The organism is Pradoshia eiseniae, from assembly GCF_002946355.1.
Lineage (GTDB): Bacteria > Bacillota > Bacilli > Bacillales > Pradoshiaceae > Pradoshia > Pradoshia eiseniae.
On the sequence record NZ_PKOZ01000011.1, the window covers coordinates 52,292 to 67,947 of the forward strand.

Annotated in this window: 15 protein-coding genes; 13 read left to right on the forward strand and 2 right to left on the reverse strand. The window is 45.5% G+C overall.

Annotated elements, in window-relative coordinates:
- The first annotated feature begins 128 nt into the window (after positions 1 to 128).
- Genes CYL18_RS14960 through CYL18_RS14970 form a run of 3 tightly spaced genes read left to right on the forward strand, consistent with a single transcriptional unit; the run spans position 129 to position 2,082 of the window.
- Positions 129 to 497, forward strand: coding sequence for a GntR family transcriptional regulator (locus CYL18_RS14960; protein WP_104850330.1), 369 nt, complete (start codon positions 129 to 131; stop codon positions 495 to 497).
- Positions 494 to 1,357, forward strand: a complete 864-nt coding sequence (locus CYL18_RS14965; protein WP_104850331.1) for an ABC transporter ATP-binding protein — start codon at positions 494 to 496, stop codon at positions 1,355 to 1,357. The genes CYL18_RS14960 and CYL18_RS14965 overlap by 4 nt, the downstream gene beginning before the upstream one ends.
- 2 nt (positions 1,358 to 1,359) lie before the next feature.
- On the forward strand, positions 1,360 to 2,082 hold the full coding sequence (locus CYL18_RS14970) for a hypothetical protein (protein ID WP_104850332.1): 723 nt from the start codon (positions 1,360 to 1,362) through the stop codon (positions 2,080 to 2,082).
- 248 nt (positions 2,083 to 2,330) lie between these two features.
- Here CYL18_RS14970 and CYL18_RS14975 read toward each other — a convergent pair whose 3' ends face one another.
- Complete coding sequence (locus tag CYL18_RS14975) at positions 2,331 to 3,098, reverse strand: glucose 1-dehydrogenase (protein WP_330847600.1); 768 nt, start codon at positions 3,096 to 3,098, stop codon at positions 2,331 to 2,333.
- Between the two features lie 220 nt (positions 3,099 to 3,318).
- The gene (locus CYL18_RS14980; protein WP_104850333.1) at positions 3,319 to 3,516 is read right to left on the reverse strand and encodes a hypothetical protein; all 198 of its coding nucleotides are present in this window, start codon (positions 3,514 to 3,516) and stop codon (positions 3,319 to 3,321) included.
- A 275-nt stretch (positions 3,517 to 3,791) separates the two neighbouring features.
- On the opposite strand from CYL18_RS14980, the gene CYL18_RS14985 reads away from it, so the two are divergent.
- From CYL18_RS14985 to CYL18_RS15030, 10 genes are all read left to right on the forward strand, one after another.
- On the forward strand, positions 3,792 to 4,460 hold the full coding sequence (locus CYL18_RS14985) for a TetR/AcrR family transcriptional regulator (RefSeq protein WP_104850334.1): 669 nt from the start codon (positions 3,792 to 3,794) through the stop codon (positions 4,458 to 4,460).
- 17 nt (positions 4,461 to 4,477) lie between these two features.
- Positions 4,478 to 5,623: an acyl-CoA dehydrogenase family protein gene (locus CYL18_RS14990; RefSeq protein WP_104850335.1), complete on the forward strand. Its 1,146-nt coding sequence runs from the start codon at positions 4,478 to 4,480 to the stop codon at positions 5,621 to 5,623.
- 34 nt (positions 5,624 to 5,657) lie between these two features.
- Entirely contained in the window at positions 5,658 to 7,295 is a 1,638-nt protein-coding gene (locus CYL18_RS14995) for an AMP-binding protein (protein WP_104850336.1), read from the forward strand.
- Between the two features lie 18 nt (positions 7,296 to 7,313).
- Positions 7,314 to 8,666, forward strand: a complete 1,353-nt coding sequence (locus CYL18_RS15000; protein WP_104850337.1) for an acetyl-CoA carboxylase biotin carboxylase subunit — start codon at positions 7,314 to 7,316, stop codon at positions 8,664 to 8,666.
- 11 nt (positions 8,667 to 8,677) lie between these two features.
- A complete protein-coding gene (locus CYL18_RS15005) occupies positions 8,678 to 8,893 on the forward strand; it encodes an acetyl-CoA carboxylase biotin carboxyl carrier protein subunit (protein ID WP_104850338.1) in 216 nt (71 codons plus the stop codon).
- A gap of 15 nt (positions 8,894 to 8,908) precedes the next feature.
- Positions 8,909 to 9,700 (forward strand): enoyl-CoA hydratase, encoded by a 792-nt coding sequence (locus CYL18_RS15010; RefSeq protein ID WP_407984573.1) that lies wholly within the window; start codon positions 8,909 to 8,911, stop codon positions 9,698 to 9,700.
- A 24-nt stretch (positions 9,701 to 9,724) separates the two neighbouring features.
- Positions 9,725 to 11,257 carry an acyl-CoA carboxylase subunit beta gene (locus tag CYL18_RS15015; RefSeq protein ID WP_104850339.1) on the forward strand — a complete coding sequence of 511 codons (1,533 nt, stop codon included), beginning with the start codon at positions 9,725 to 9,727 and terminating at the stop codon, positions 11,255 to 11,257.
- A gap of 15 nt (positions 11,258 to 11,272) precedes the next feature.
- On the forward strand, positions 11,273 to 13,183 hold the full coding sequence (locus CYL18_RS15020) for an AMP-binding protein (protein WP_104850340.1): 1,911 nt from the start codon (positions 11,273 to 11,275) through the stop codon (positions 13,181 to 13,183).
- 241 nt (positions 13,184 to 13,424) lie between these two features.
- Positions 13,425 to 14,336, forward strand: coding sequence for a hypothetical protein (locus tag CYL18_RS15025; RefSeq protein WP_104850341.1), 912 nt, complete (start codon positions 13,425 to 13,427; stop codon positions 14,334 to 14,336).
- Positions 14,329 to 15,600, forward strand: a complete 1,272-nt coding sequence (locus tag CYL18_RS15030) for a hypothetical protein (protein WP_104850342.1) — start codon at positions 14,329 to 14,331, stop codon at positions 15,598 to 15,600. Before CYL18_RS15025 ends, CYL18_RS15030 begins: the two co-directional genes overlap by 8 nt.
- Positions 15,601 to 15,656: the final 56 nt, after the last annotated feature.

Here is a 15,656-nt window from a genome sequence, read left to right on the forward strand (position 1 = left end):
GCAAGGGAATTTGTCGAACGGAAAATATTTACAAATTAGATATAGGCATTGTATAGTTGGTTACAGGGGTAATCAACCGAACAAATACTCCGCATGGATTGAACAGAGATAAGGAAGGAGTATTCCTATTGAAGCCAGTATTAGATGAGTCGCTGCCCATATTTCAGCAAATTGCCCAAATTATACGTAATAACATTATCGAAGGAATCGTAATGGAAGGGGAAAGAGTCCCATCAGAAAATGAACTTTCCAGCTTTTATAACATCAATCGAGCGACAGTAAGGAAAGGACTGCAAACGTTAGCTGATGAAGAAATCATATACAAAAAGCGTGGAATTGGCATGTTTGTTGTGGAAGGTGCCAAAGAAAAATTATTAAATGAGAGGAAAAAGCAGTACAAGAAGGAATATATTTGGCCATTGCTAGAAGAAGGAAATCGGTTGGGGATGAGTGTTGATCAAGTCATCGAATTAATCAAAGAGGAGGGTGAGAAATGATTCGAGTGGAGAACGTTACCTATGGTTATGGGAACGCATTAGCACTTAAGGATATTTCTTTCAGTGAAAAGGAACCTGAAATCATCGCCATTTGGGGTCGCAATGGAGCGGGGAAAACAACACTAATGAAACTTCTTGCAGGACATGAAAGGCCGGACAAAGGAATAGTTGAAATTCTGGGTATGGCTCCATATAACCATCCAGAGGCTGTCCAACATGTATGTTATATGCAAGAGGATCATCCATTTAGTTCTATTTGGAATGTGAGAGATGCGTTAAGGATTGCCAGTTATTATTATGCCAATTGGGATGAGGATTTAGCTCAACGACTATTAAAGACCTTTCAACTGAATGAAAGGAAGAGAATTTCTAAGCTGTCAAAGGGAATGAAGTCCGCTCTGCAGTTTATCATTGGCCTTTCTAGTCATGCGGAAATTACCATTCTCGATGAACCGAGTAATGGATTGGATGCAAGCATGCGGAAGAAAATGAATCAGTCTTTGCGGGAAAGCCATGAAATGCATCCGCGATTAATCCTTTTATCGACTCATCATATCGAAGAAATACAGACTTTATGCGAATCACTTATTGTCATACATGATAAAAAAGTCCTCATGCAGGAATCGATTGATGACATAAGAGAACATGGAGTCTGGTTGGCAGGCGAAAAAGTCAAGGTAGAGAGAATCTTAAAGGGACAAAAACCATTAGAAGTATCCAGACTAGGTTCAAATATGAAAGTGATGATGGATGTTCCATATAATGATGAGTGGAGAGAATTAGCCTCCTCACACGGACTCTCGATTGAAAAAGCAAAGCTTCAAGATTATTTGCTAAATAAAACAGAGGAGGCAGTATAGGGATGAATTCTTTATACGGGACGGTGCGATTAGTGTCTGAGGATTCCCTATGGTTTTTCGGAAAGCTTTTATTTCTATATATTACGATTCCCATAACATTAGTTTGGCTCCTTATTGGGTATTTATTTGGACTTGGGGATGAAACAGTCGTATCGATAACAGGTCCAGCTTATTTCTTTGCTCCAATTTTCGCGATTGCCGGTTTTAAGTCGCTGTACCCCATAGCAATCGGGTTGGGCAGCACAAGGACACAATTCCTCAAAGTGTTCTATAGTGTTGGTTTAGTAAGTGTTGTTTTAAGTATTTTATTTGTAAATGGATTGCATGGTTTGTTAAAAGCTGTATTCCAGCAATGGGATATTGATTCAAATATCTTTCAACTTGGATTATTCTTAGTAAATGACTATCATTTCTTGACGTATCTATGGATTGATCTCATGTTTGTTCTGTTTCTTTTGGGTATTTCTTTCTTGCTGTACAGTATCAAGTTTAGATTGGGAACGCGCAAAAGCTTGTTCGCTCTTATGCTGCTGTCATTGGTGACGATGTTTCTGTATTATGGTGGTTATTTGACTACTAGCATGGACTGGTTTATGGAACTGGATTTAGCTGCTTTAAAAATGAAGCTCATTTCTTTAATTGGTTTATCTGGTATCATAGCATTGCTAGTTACTTATCCAATCATGCGAAATGCTTCGTTAAAGCCGAAGGCGAGAAAAGAATAACTCTCCTGAGCAAAAAGGCCAGCCAAGTTAGTTTTCCTAAACTAGTAAAAGTAACGGAAGGCCGTGGCACCTCTGCATCTTGTAAGGTTGAGCGCGTAAAGTAGGGATGGTTACTTGGATTAAATAGAAGCAAGGCAGGAAAACCGACAATTGATGTGGGTTCGCTGCCTTGTTTGTTTATATATCATTGTTCAGAAAAGCCCCTCAAAATGGCGGACTTTATCATTAGTTGGAACAAACCTGCTATCTTAGTAAGCACTCCAGCCGCCATCTGCCGTAATCGTAACCCCGTTAATTAAATGGGATTGATCAGAAGCTAGGAAGAGGGCGATATGAGCGACATCGGCGGGTGTTCCAGCCTTTGTCATCATGCTTGTTCCGCGGGTTGCCTGCTTCATGCCAAATGGATCGATATTGGTCATTTTGGCATTGAATCCTGTCACGACATGGCCCGGGGCAATCGCATTGGCACGGATATTGAGCGGGCCGTAGTGAGATGCAACGTTTTTGGTCATCCCGACAACAGCATGCTTAGCTGCCGTATAGGTCAAGCCGCCGCGGCCGCCCATGACACCAGCAAGAGAGGCCATATTTACGATAGTGCCGCCGCCGTTTTCTTCGAAATGCGGGAGAATAGAGCGCATGCATCGCATGACACCGGTTACATTGATGTCCATGACACGATTCCAGACATCATCCTGCACATTAGCGGCCGCCTGCATATTATCACCGACACCAGCGTTATTTACTAAGATATCTACACGTCCGAATTTCGCGATAGATTCTTTGACCATGTGCTGTACATCCTCTTCATTTGAAACATTGACTTTGACGCCCATCGCCGTAAGCCCGGCACCAGTCAGTTCTTTCACGGTCGCATTCATAACTTCCTCGTTAAAATCGGCAATGACCACTTTCGCTCCCTCTTGTGCATAGGCAGTGGCTATTTCTTTTCCAATTCCCGCTCCACTTCCAGTTATAATGGCCACTTTGTTTTCTAATAGCTTCATATTCATATCCAATCCCTCCTAGATGTATGCCCTTTCAAATCTAGTATACTACAAATTAACTATTCTGAAAAAACGATATATTCCTATCTAGAATATGGGCAACAGGTTAAGGATGGTGACCTTCCAAAATCCGGGAATGTTCTGGACCTAAATCTTGTCTGGGGAGTCAAAATGGCATTCACGAGCCAATAAAAAAAGAGAGTGCAGCTTAGCTAACACTCTCTGATCAATGAATCCATATGGTCAATAAATAATAAAGAAGCCCAGATAAAAGGAAGGCAGGAACGATTCCTATGCCTGCTCGTATTAAATATAATTTGATGGGATTTGAAGCATAATGGTCTAATGGGATTTTATTGACATAGTGGGAGACAATCCACAGGGTTGATAGGACAATGAAAACGGCAGCTAAACCAGTATTCATGAAGACCTCCTTTTCCAAGTGAGGCAGTATGGAATGCCCCTCTAATAGTATATTTATAAATTATTAGCTCGATGTGTTCGAAAATCCCTTATGAATATTTTATGCGTGAATGCCAAAGTAAAGAAAGAGTCTTTTTACTTAATCTTAATAAGCAGGAAAAGGGGATGAGAATGATCAGGAAGTAGTCCATTTAAGGAGAGTAAAAGCCTTTATTAGATTGTATTTGACAGAAAGGAAAAACGTGCGTTAGAATCGAACTTGTAAACATTTACCATATGGAGGTGGTGGTCTCGCAGCTTAAAGAACGGATTCTTGCCACATCTCTCATGCTTTTTGAAAAGCATGGCTTTCATGGTGTCACCGTCAATGACATAGTGGAGGCGAGCGGTACTTCAAAGGGCGGTTTTTATCATCATTATCGTTCTAAGGACGATCTTCTATTTTCCATCCATGACACGTTTATCTCCTATGTATTGGCAAAAGCGAAAGAAGCCAATCGTACTTGTCAGACCCCAGCAGCGAAATTAGCTCAGATCATTCATTCATTTGCAAGAGTATTTGATTTGTATCAGCCCCATATATCCGTATTTTATCAAGAGAGCAAGTATTTGAAGCCAGAGCTCGACCAGCTCATCAAGGTGAAGCGCGATGAGTATCGCCTGCTCATCAATGAGGTCATTGCGAGCGGTCAGGCGAGCGGCGAATTTAGAAGGGAAATCCCGTTTGATATTAGTGGTATGGCCATTTTAGGCATCGTCAATTGGACATCCAAATGGTATCAGCGAAACGGGGAACGCTCGATTGAGGAGATTGCGGATATATTCACGGATTTCATTATGCATGCCCTATTGACGGAAGAAGCGAAGGAAACGTATTCCTTTTATTTTTTGGACAAAAGTAAAGCGCTTACAAACACAAAAGGCAGACCAACCAGTCGGTCTTAAATGATGGAGGTTAGGATATGGATTTTGAATTATCGGCAGAACAACGAATGGTCAAGGAACTGGCGCGCGATTTCGCCCAGGCTGAATTGAAGCCGCTGGCAATTGAGCTCGACCGTGAATCACGCTTCCCAGAGGATATTTTCAAGAAGATGGGAGAGCTTGGACTGCTCGGCATTCCGTTTCCGGAGGAATATGGCGGCTCAGGCGGGGATACGATTTCCTATGCGCTGGCTGTTGAGGAGATTGGCCGTGCTTGCGGCGGAAGCGGACTTAGCTATGCGGCGGCCGTTTCACTTGGGGCAAGCCCGATTTATTATTTCGGGACGAAGGAACAGAAGGAAAAGTATTTGACGCCGCTTGCGAGCGGGAAGGGACTGGCCTCATTCGGTTTAACAGAGCCAAATGCCGGATCTGATGCCGGCGGCACGCGGACGACAGCTAAGCTTGAAGGGGACGAATACATCATTAACGGGGAGAAATGCTGGATCACGAATGCCGCCTTTGCGGATTTCATCACTGTGACAGCGGCTGTCTCCGGAAAAGAGAAAAATGGCAAGAAGGTCATCTCTGCCTTTATCGTCCCGGCTGATGCAGAGGGTGTCAGCATTCGCAGCGATTACGAAAAAATGGGGGTGCGCGCCTCTAACACATGCGAAATCATCTTAGAAAATGTTCGAGTGCCGAAGGAGAATGTGCTCGGTGACCCAGACGGCGGGTTCAAGCAATTCCTCTACACATTGGACGGCGGCAGAATCTCAATTGCCGCTTTGTCAGTGGGCATCGCGCAGGCTGCCTTTGACCGGGCGCTTGCTTACAGTAAGGAAAGGGTCCAGTTCGGTCAGTCCATCTCCAAGTTCCAGGCCATCCAGTTCAAGCTGGCAGATATGGCGATGGAGATTGAGCTGGCACGGAATATGGTGATGAAGGCTGCCTGGCTGAAGGATCAAGGAAAGCCATTTACGAAGGAGTCGGCCTATGCGAAGCTATTTGCTTCAGAAATGGGCTTTCGCACCTGTAATCAGGCCATCCAAATTCATGGCGGGAACGGGTATATGCGCGAATATGAGGTAGAGCGTTATTTGAGAGATATCAAGCTAATGGAAATCGGGGAGGGAACATCAGAGATCCAGCGCCTTGTCATATCCCGCCAGCTAGGTTGCTAGTCTGTATGGATAAAAGATTAGGAGGATTGATGTGATGGCAGATTTGGTCGAGTTAACAGTTGGAGGGTTATTGGAAGAGGTAACGATGAAATTTGGCAGCAGGGAGGCCGTCGTTTACCCCGAGCTTGGAATCCGCCTGACTTATCAGGAGTTTGATGAGCTGACGAATGAAGCAGCAAAGGCGTTTATGGCACTCGGCATCGAAAAGGGCGACCATCTGGCCGTTTGGACGACCAATCAGCCTGAATGGCTGACGGCCCAATTCGCCACAGGAAAAATGGGAGCTGTGCTCGTGACGGTCAACACGAGCTATCGGGCACGTGAGCTTGAATACCTGCTGCGCCAGTCAGATAGCAGCACCTTCATTCTGCAGGAGAGCTTTAAGGACAACTCGTATATAGAGACCTTGTATGAAATCGTTCCAGAGCTAAAAGACAGCAAACCAGGCGAGCTGAAATCTGAAAGATTCCCGCATTTGCGCAATGTGATTGTACTCGGGGAAACGCGGTATCCAGGCACATACACATGGGCGGATGTCATGCAGATGGCTGGCCAAATCTCAGATGCCAAGCTAGGTAAGCGCAAGAAATCCCTTCATCATGATGACGTGATCAATATGCAATACACCTCAGGAACGACTGGTTTCCCGAAAGGGGTCATGCTTTCGCACTATAATATCGTCAATAATGCCATCAATATCTCCGAGGGCATGAAGCTGACGCAAAGGGACCGAATGTGTATCCCTGTCCCGTTCTTTCATTGCTTTGGCTGCGTGCTCGGCACCCTGACGGCCGTATCGGCAGGCGCAGCGATGGTGCCGCTTCTTGAATTCAATCCGCGCAGGGTGCTCCAGACTGTCCAGGATGAGAAATGCACGGTCCTGCACGGGGTGCCGACGATGTTTATCGCCGAGATGAACCTGGAGGATTTCGACCGCTATAATCTATCGACCCTTAGAACGGGCATCATGGCAGGCTCGACCTGTCCGATTGAGGTCATGAAGGGCGTTGTTGAGCGGATGGGGGCAAGAGAGCTGACGATTGTGTTCGGGCAGACGGAATCCTCACCGGGCATCACTCAGACAAGGACAGATGACCCGCTTGATTTGCGCGTAACCTCCATCGGGCGGCCCATGCCAAATATTGAAGTGAAAATCGTCGAGCCGGGAACGGAAAGGGAGGTCCCAAGACTCGAGCATGGGGAGCTCATCACACGAGGGTATCATGTGATGAAGGGCTACTATAATGACCCTCACGCGACCGCAGCAGCCATCACGCCAGACGGCTGGCTTCATACGGGGGACCTCGCTGTCATGGATGAGAACGGCTATTGCTCGATTACAGGCAGGCTAAAGGACATGATCATCCGCGGCGGGGAGAATATTTACCCGCGCGAAATTGAGGAATTTCTCTACCAGCATCCGCAAATCATGGACGTTCAGGTCATTGGCGTGCCGGATGAGAAATATGGGGAGGAGCTGATGGCGTGGATCATCCCGAAGGATGGACATGACCTTACAGCTGAGGATGTGCGAGCCTACTGTGAAGGGAAGATTTCACGTTTTAAGATTCCTCGCTATATCGAATTTACGGATGAGTACCCGATGACAGCCTCTGGGAAAATCCAAAAATACAAGCTTCGTGAAAAATCAGCAGAAATATTGACGCAATAGGAGGGAGCTGGGGAGATTATGTTCAAGAAAATATTGATCGCTAACCGAGGTGAAATCGCCTCCCGCATCATCCGTGCCTGCAGGAGGCTGAATATTGAATCGGTCGCTGTCTATTCAGAAGCGGACCAGCAAGCACCGTTTGTGAAGGAAGCCGACCATGCCCGCCTTCTTGGCGGACCAAGGGTCAATGAGAGCTACCTCAATGCGGCAAAAATCATAGAAATCGCCAAGGAAGAGGGAGCTGAGGCCATCCATCCAGGCTATGGGTTCCTTAGTGAGAGCGGGCCATTCGCCCGCTTGTGCAAGGAGGAAGGAATTGTCTTCATCGGACCCTCTGCCTCAGTCATTGAGGCGATGGGCATTAAGACGAAGGCACGCAAAATCATGGAGGAGGCTGGGGTACCGGTCGTCCCAGGCCTGTCAGATGCAGCCGTGAGTGTCGAGGATGCGCTTAGTGCGGCAGAGCAAATCGGTTATCCGGTCATGCTGAAGGCATCCGCTGGCGGAGGCGGGATAGGCATGCAGAGAGTCAATGATGCAGCCGAGCTTGAGAAGGCCTTCTCCGGCAACCAAAAGCGGGCGGAATCCTTCTTCGGCAACGGGGAAATGTTCGTCGAGAAATTAGTCGAGAATGCCCGTCATATCGAGATCCAGGTGCTCGCTGACCGTCATGGCAACGCCGTTTACTTAGGAGAGAGGGAATGCTCAATCCAGCGCCGCAACCAAAAGGTCGTGGAGGAGGCGCCGTCTCCATTTGTGGACGGGGAACTGAGGCGCAACATGGGCGAGTCGGCGATCCGTGCCGTGAAAAAATTAGGCTATGAAAATGCCGGCACATTAGAATTCCTCGTGGATTCCGAGAAGAATTATTACTTTCTTGAGATGAATACGAGGCTTCAGGTTGAGCATCCGGTTACCGAGGAGGTCACTGGCATTGATATCGTGACCGAACAAATCCGCATCGCTTATGGGGAGGAGCTCTCCATCAGACAGAAGGATGTCACCATTATCGGCCATTCGATTGAGGTAAGAATCTATGCGGAGGACCCTGTGACCTTTTATCCGTCACCAGGGCAGATTACGAGGCTTTCCTTCTCGGAAGGTCCGCGAATCCGCCATGAGATGGGGATAGATGGCCAGAGCTTGGTCAGTCCTTTTTACGATCCGATGCTAGCGAAGCTCATTGTCACTGGGGCTGACCGGTATGATGCGATTATGGGTCTTGCCGATGCGCTTCGGGCGTACAAAATAGAAGGGATTAAAACCAATATTCCTCTTCTTCAAGACATCATCAATCATGAGGCCTTCAAGAACGGGGACATGAATACAAGCTTTATTGACACACATCTGAAAAAACAACGAAAAGGATAGGAGGAAGAAAGATGGCACAAGAGATTAAGGCAAGCATGGCAGGGAGCGTTTGGAAGATTCAAGTAGGTGTTGGGGATAACGTGACAAGCGGGGATGATATTGTCATTTTAGAGTCGATGAAGATGGAGATTCCCATAGCGGCTGATGCGGATGGACGGATTGCTGAGGTGCTAGTCAACGAAGGGGATTTCGTGAATGAGGGAGATGTGCTCGCCCGCATTGACTGACAGGATGAGAAGAGGATGAAGGGAGAGATGAGTGTGCTTGAACAATGGAGTGAGGATACAGGAGTTCGCATCATCAGGCTCAACAGGCCGAATCAGGCTAATGCCTTATCTATGAGCCTGCTAAAAGAATTGCAATCCACCCTTCAGGAAATAAAGAATAACGAAGAAATCCGCTGCATCATCTTTACTGGCAGCGGGGATCGAGTGTTCTCGGCTGGAGCCGACTTGAAGGAGAGAAGGGAGCTGCCGGCTGAACAGGTGCCAAAGGCGGTCTCCTTGATTAAGGATACGATCAATCTGATTGATGAGCTGCAACAGCCGACCATTGCCTGCCTGAACGGGTCTGCCTTTGGCGGCGGGCTTGAATTGGCGCTCGCGTGCGATCTGCGAATTGCCGTAAGTGAAGCCAAGCTTGGCCTGACAGAGACGACGCTTGGCATCATTCCCGGTGCCGGCGGAACGCAGCGCCTCCCGCGAATTGTCGGAGTCGCCAAGGCGAAGGAATTGATATTCACAGGTAAACGCATTTCAGCGGAAGAAGCGAAAGAAATCGGCCTTGTGAATGAGGTCGTGCCAAATGGAGAATCGATGAAGGCAGGCTTGGAATGGGCCGGCCAAATCGCTGCAAATGGGCCGATAGCTGTTAAGGCAGCGAAGAAGGCGATTACCAGCGGGCTTGATACCAATCTTGCCCATGGAATAGAAATAGAGAATCAATGCTATCAGCTGACCATTCCGACAGAGGACCGTCTGGAGGGCTTGCGCGCATTCCAGGAAAAGAGGAAGCCTGTTTATAGAGGAATCTAGCTCTCGAAAGGAAGGATATGAATCATGGATACTATTCAAGCAGATTTGAACGAGCGGATCGCCCGCATCAAGGAAGGCGGGAATGAGAAATACCACCAAAAAAACAAGGAAGCAGGGAAGCTGTTCGTACGCGACAGGCTGAATCTTCTGCTTGATGAGGGACTAGAATCAGAGGATGCTCTTTTCGCCAATTGCGAAGCGGAGGATTTGCCGGCTGATGGTGTAGTGACAGGTCTTGGTTCCATTAATGGTCAGCCGGTTGCGGTCATGGCGAATGACTCGACCATTAAGGCCGGCTCATGGGGTGCAAGGACCGTGGAGAAAATCATCCGTATCCAGGAGACTGCTGATAAGCTTCAAATCCCGTTGCTGTACTTGGTTGATTCGGCAGGTGCGCGTATCACGGACCAGGTGGAGATGTTTCCTGGCAGGCGCGGGGCGGGGCGCATTTTCTATAACCAGGTGAAAATGTCCGGCAAAGTGCCGCAAATCTGTCTCTTATTTGGTCCATCCGCTGCCGGGGGCGCCTATATACCAGCCTTTTGTGACATCGTCGTCATGGTTGAGGGCAATGCCTCCATGTACCTTGGCTCACCGCGTATGTCAGAGATGGTCATTGGTGAGAAGGTTTCTTTAGAGGAAATGGGCGGTGCGAGAATGCATTGCTCTGTGTCCGGATGCGGGGATGTGCTGGCGAAAAGCGAAGAGGAGGCCATCGCGTTTGCCCGCCGCTATTTATCCTATTTCCCTGCCAATTACACAGAAAAGCCAAAAGCGGAAAGTCCTAGAGCCGCAGCCCAATTAGCGAAACCGCTTGAGGAGCTGCTTCCGAAAAACCAGAACGCCCCATTTGATATGTATGATCTGATTAAAGGAATCATTGATGAGGATTCTTTTTGTGAGATCAAAAAACTGTTTGCGCCTGAACTGATCACAGGGCTCGCTCGCCTGCAAGGAAAGCCGGTCGGTATCATTGCCAATCAGCCTCGCATGAAAGGCGGTGTGCTTTTCCATGATTCTGCGGATAAAGCGGCGAAATTCATCCATTTATGTGATGCCTATCATATCCCGCTTCTTTTCCTCGCCGATATCCCAGGCTTCATGATTGGGACGAAGGTGGAGCAGGCAGGAATCATCCGCCACGGGGCGAAGATGATTGCCGCGATGAGTGAGGCGACCGTTCCGAAGATTTCTGTTATTGTCCGCAAGGCATATGGCGCGGGTCTTTACGCAATGGCTGGTCCTGCCTTTGAGCCGGATTGCTGTCTCGCATTGCCGAATGCCTCGATTGCGGTTATGGGGCCAGAAGCTGCCGTTAATGCGGTATATGCCAATAAGATTGCGGCATTGCCCGAGGAGGAGCGTCAAGCCTTCGTCATGCAAAAACGGGAGGAATATAAAGAAGATATTGATCTCTACCGTTTAGCTTCTGAGATGATTATTGACGGGATTGTGGAACCGCAAAACCTCCGCAGTGAGCTTTCGACAAGATTCCGACTCTATGAAAGCAAGCATCAGGTATTCACGGAGAGAAAGCATCCGGTTTATCCGGTATAACAGGAGGGACTTGGCATGCAATTGTCCAAATGGGTACCTGATGATAAGACAGTGAATTCGATAAGGCTCGTGCAGTGGATGAAGGAATTAGGTATTCCTGAATATGACGCCTTTTACCAAAAGTCGATTGACGAGCCGGAATGGTTTTGGAAGGCGGTTGAACAGGAGCTCGGCTTCGTCTGGAAGAAACCGTATGACAAGGTTTTAAACCTTGAGAACGGGATTCCCCATCCTAAGTGGTACGTGGGAGGGGAATGCAATCTCATCGATACGGCGTTGGGGAAATGGGCGGATATGGACCGCCCTGCCATTGAATGGGAGGGTGAACAAGGAGATTCACGCACAATCAGCTATGCGGAGCTCGATGAATGGGTGAGCCGGGTCGCCTCGGGTTTGCAGCAAGCCGGCATTCAAAAGGGTGACCGCATTACCCTCTTTTTGCCGATGATTCCAGAGGCCGTTGTCTCCATTCTTGCCTCAGCCAAGGTTGGGGCCATCATCTCTCCGATTTTCTCCGGCTATGCAGAAGAAGCGTTAAAGACACGGGTTCATGCAGCAGGGGCGAAGATGATCATTACCGCAGAATCCTTCCTCCGCCGCGGCAAGCGGGTGGATATGCTGCAAACCGTCAAGAACGCGCTGCCAGACCTTCAGGATGTGGAATCAATCGTGGTTGTCGGCGGCAAGGATTTAGAGGCGCCGTACATGGATTGGTCAGAGCTTGAGACGAAGGGCTCCCTTAAAGAGTCAGTCCGCATGAATAGTGACGATCCCTTCATGCTTATCTACACCTCCGGGACGACGGGCAAGCCGAAAGGAACCGTGCACACGCATGCTGGGTTTCCGATAAAGGCGGCTGTCGACGCCAGGATTGCCATGGATTTAGTGGAGGGGGATAAGCTCCTTTGGGTGACGGATATGGGCTGGATGATGGGGCCATTTCAGCTGTTCGCGAGCCTCATGAACGGGGCGACGATGGTCATGTATGATGGTGTGCCCGACTATCCGGAGCCGGACCGATTGTGGAAGCTTGCTGAAAAGTGGAATGTCACGCAGCTTGGCATCTCCCCAACCTTGGTCAGGTCCTTAATGGCGAAGGGGGAAGGCTGGCTTGAAGGATATCATCTCCGTTCCTTAAAGGTGTTCGCCTCGACGGGTGAGCCGTGGAATCCTGAACCTTGGCTATGGCTATTTAACCAGGCGGGAAAAGGAAAAATCCCGATTATTAATTATTCCGGCGGTACCGAAATCTCTGGCGGAATCCTCGGTAATGTGCTCGTGAAGCCCATCACCCCGGTAACATTTAATACGCCTTTGCCAGGGATGGAGGTCAAAGTCCTGGATGAAAATGGCGAACCGGTTCTGCATAAGGTTGGCGAGCTTTGTTTAACAAGACCGTGGGTCGGGATGACGAACGGGTTCTGGAATGAGCCGGAGCGCTACATAAATACCTACTGGAGTACCTATGACGGCTATTGGGTCCACGGTGACTGGGTAGAAACTGACGGGCAATTCTGGGAAATCAAGGGTCGTTCTGATGACACGCTGAATATTGCCGGCAAGCGCGTAGGACCGACGGAATATGAGTCCATCCTCGTCAAGCACCCAGACGTCGTGGAAGCAGCCGCAATCGGTGTGCCAGATTCAATAAAAGGGGAAGCCTGCCTTTGTTTTGCTGTGTTATCGGGGCATATCAAGGGGAGCAAGGAGCTTGAAGAGGAATTGGTCCATATGATTGGGCAAGGTCTCGGAAAAGCGTTAAAGCCGAAGAAAATCTATTTCCTCTCAGACCTGCCGAAGACGAGGAACCAGAAAGTCATGAGACGGGTCATTAAATCAGCCTATTTGCAGGAGGAACCGGGAGATTTGTCTTCATTAGTGAATCCGGAGGTTGTTGAGGAAATCGCGCATATTAATATATTCTAAGAACCTGTTTTTAAACTACCGTTCATACTCATGGACGGTCTTTTTTTATTGCAAAAGTTAGAAAATTAAATATTATTTACAACTTTTAAAAAAATGTTGAATTAACTTATTATGTATTTCTTCATTATTACAATATTTAAATTATAAAAAATACCTCCTGTATAAAGGGTTATCAGTTGGTTATAAAGGATAAAACAACCTAAATAATGGGAAAAGTTCATGAGCAGAGAGGTGGTAAAGAATGAATAGTATGATCATGGCAGAATCACTAATGGTAATGGAAAGGAATGCGTTACAATTCAACTATGCACTATTACATGACACAAATATTATTAAAATGTTAATCCCTTTTGCAAAAGAAAAAATTAGTAAAAAAGGGAAATCAAAAATCATGGAAATGGTTAATCGGAAGTCTAGATATTATAATGATTACCCTTCAAATAAACTAAGGATTAATCTGTTAAATGAATTAGGTAAAGTATATGGCATTCCACCAAAAAGATATTCTACTAAATGGGACGTATCTGACCAATGTGACAGAATAATAAATGAAATGTATAATTACACGTCAAAAACAAACAAGAAATTCAAAAGGTTTTCGAATAAGAATAATAATTTGAACAAATTGGAAGTGCTTTTGAAGTTTCAAATGCTTAGTCTAATTGATTCAATAGGTGATAAGGAAATTAATGATGTACAACTTAAGGAAATAGGGGATTCACTAGAAGATTTTCTTAACAGGTTACCAGAAGATCAACAAAGAACAATTGCAGAGAAGTTAGGTATAAATAAGATTACTAGTTCTACTATTCAACAATTAGTAGCTACCAATGGTGCAGCAATTGTTTTTGCAAGCATAGTACAAGTTGCTGGATTTGCTTTTTATACTACTTTAACTTCTGTTGTAGCCGGAATATTTGGGATAGTTGGGATAACTTTGCCTTTTGCTGTATATGTTAGTTTGACTTCTGCTGTAGCAGTAATAGCAAACCCTTTATTTTTTATTCCCATTGTAATTGCAGGAGGGGGAGGATTATTAAAGTGGCAGAATGATAAAATGAAAAAAGCTATTGCACCGGTTATTTTAATGCAAATTATGATGTCATCTGATCAAAGCTTAAATCCTGAATGGGAGGAGTTTCTGTATGAATGAAGATAGGTGGAGCTCCTTCATAGAATTATGGGACAAGCAGAAATACAGTGAAGCTGTAAACCTTCGATATTTTGATTATATTTATGGAGGAACTAATGTCTTAAATCAACTTTTTCGAGATGCAAGTAATACAATACCTTCAGTAGGAATCTCATTTATAGACATTATATATGATTACTTAATGGTTAATCCTGCTGTGATTAAAACGATTGATTTCTCTAAAAAGGAAAATTTGAGCAACTTCTTTACTTTCCAGCAGGATACAGAAACTATTGATTTTGATAATTATGATGAAATAACGCGCTTGGAAGGCAATACTTCAGAGCAAATGATTGCATTAGAATTGCAAGGAAAAGGACATGAAGTTATATTTCAGGAAAAATCAAATCAATCGGGCTATAATCTACTAGTTGACGGATATCCATTCCAAGTGAAATGTACAAAGAATCCAAGTGATGTATATGAGCATTTGAGGAATTACCCTTATATTCCAGTTCTAGTTAATCAGGAATTAATACAAACATTTGAGAACAATCCTTTAGTATATGGAACAGAGGTCTCTATCCATACTGTAAAAGCGATTGTTAATAAAACTATACAGCATGCCGAAGAACTATCTAATTTTGATATTCCGTTAATTAATATAGCTTTAGCCAGTTTGGTGAACGGATATAAGATTTTATTTGACGGTTTAGATATAAGGATGGCGGGTTTAAATGTAGTAAATAATGTAGTTGTAAAAGGAATAGGTGGTTTTGCTGGGAAAACTGCTGGACTAATAATGGGACCAGTCTTTGGACCGGCTGGTGTAGTTGTCCTACCTATGTTTTTTGGTTGGGCAGGGGCATATAATGGAAAAAAACTCACTAATTATACTAAAAGAATCTATTCTTTTAAGAAACGGGAAAACTTAAAAAATGACATAATTTTGTTAATCGATAAAGTTTTGAACTATTTACCAGAAAAAATAAGTATTCGAGAACAATGCTTTAATTATTCCAAACAACAAATAATGAATGATCCGGTTTTAACAAACATTATTTTTCCCTTAAAAGATAAATATAATGAGAAGCAAAGATATACCGCTAATAAAGCAATGGAGTTAGAAGAATGGCGCTCTCATGTTATTTCAAAGAAATTTAATATTGAAAAAGATGTTAAGCATATATTAGACACAGTTTTACGAAGTCAAGTGCACCCCATTATATTCCAGAAAGAACTCCACAATGTCGGTTTAAGTTATAAAGAAATACTGAAATTATAATAATTTTTCATAATAATATTATGTAAACAAAAACAATTTTCGATTTTTCCGCTGAC

Coding starts and splice junctions, on each gene's coding strand:
- CYL18_RS14965 (WP_104850331.1), top strand. CDS start 494: ATGATTCGAGTGGAGAACGTTACCTATGGTTATGGGAACGCATTAGCA.
- CYL18_RS14970 (WP_104850332.1), top strand. CDS start 1,360: ATGAATTCTTTATACGGGACGGTGCGATTAGTGTCTGAGGATTCCCTA.
- CYL18_RS14975 (WP_330847600.1), bottom strand. CDS start 3,098: ATGAATATGAAGCTATTAGAAAACAAAGTGGCCATTATAACTGGAAGT.
- CYL18_RS14980 (WP_104850333.1), bottom strand. CDS start 3,516: ATGAATACTGGTTTAGCTGCCGTTTTCATTGTCCTATCAACCCTGTGG.
- CYL18_RS14985 (WP_104850334.1), top strand. CDS start 3,792: ATGGAGGTGGTGGTCTCGCAGCTTAAAGAACGGATTCTTGCCACATCT.
- CYL18_RS14990 (WP_104850335.1), top strand. CDS start 4,478: ATGGATTTTGAATTATCGGCAGAACAACGAATGGTCAAGGAACTGGCG.
- CYL18_RS14995 (WP_104850336.1), top strand. CDS start 5,658: ATGGCAGATTTGGTCGAGTTAACAGTTGGAGGGTTATTGGAAGAGGTA.
- CYL18_RS15000 (WP_104850337.1), top strand. CDS start 7,314: ATGTTCAAGAAAATATTGATCGCTAACCGAGGTGAAATCGCCTCCCGC.
- CYL18_RS15005 (WP_104850338.1), top strand. CDS start 8,678: ATGGCACAAGAGATTAAGGCAAGCATGGCAGGGAGCGTTTGGAAGATT.
- CYL18_RS15010 (WP_407984573.1), top strand. CDS start 8,909: ATGAAGGGAGAGATGAGTGTGCTTGAACAATGGAGTGAGGATACAGGA.
- CYL18_RS15015 (WP_104850339.1), top strand. CDS start 9,725: ATGGATACTATTCAAGCAGATTTGAACGAGCGGATCGCCCGCATCAAG.
- CYL18_RS15020 (WP_104850340.1), top strand. CDS start 11,273: ATGCAATTGTCCAAATGGGTACCTGATGATAAGACAGTGAATTCGATA.
- CYL18_RS15025 (WP_104850341.1), top strand. CDS start 13,425: ATGAATAGTATGATCATGGCAGAATCACTAATGGTAATGGAAAGGAAT.
- CYL18_RS15030 (WP_104850342.1), top strand. CDS start 14,329: ATGAATGAAGATAGGTGGAGCTCCTTCATAGAATTATGGGACAAGCAG.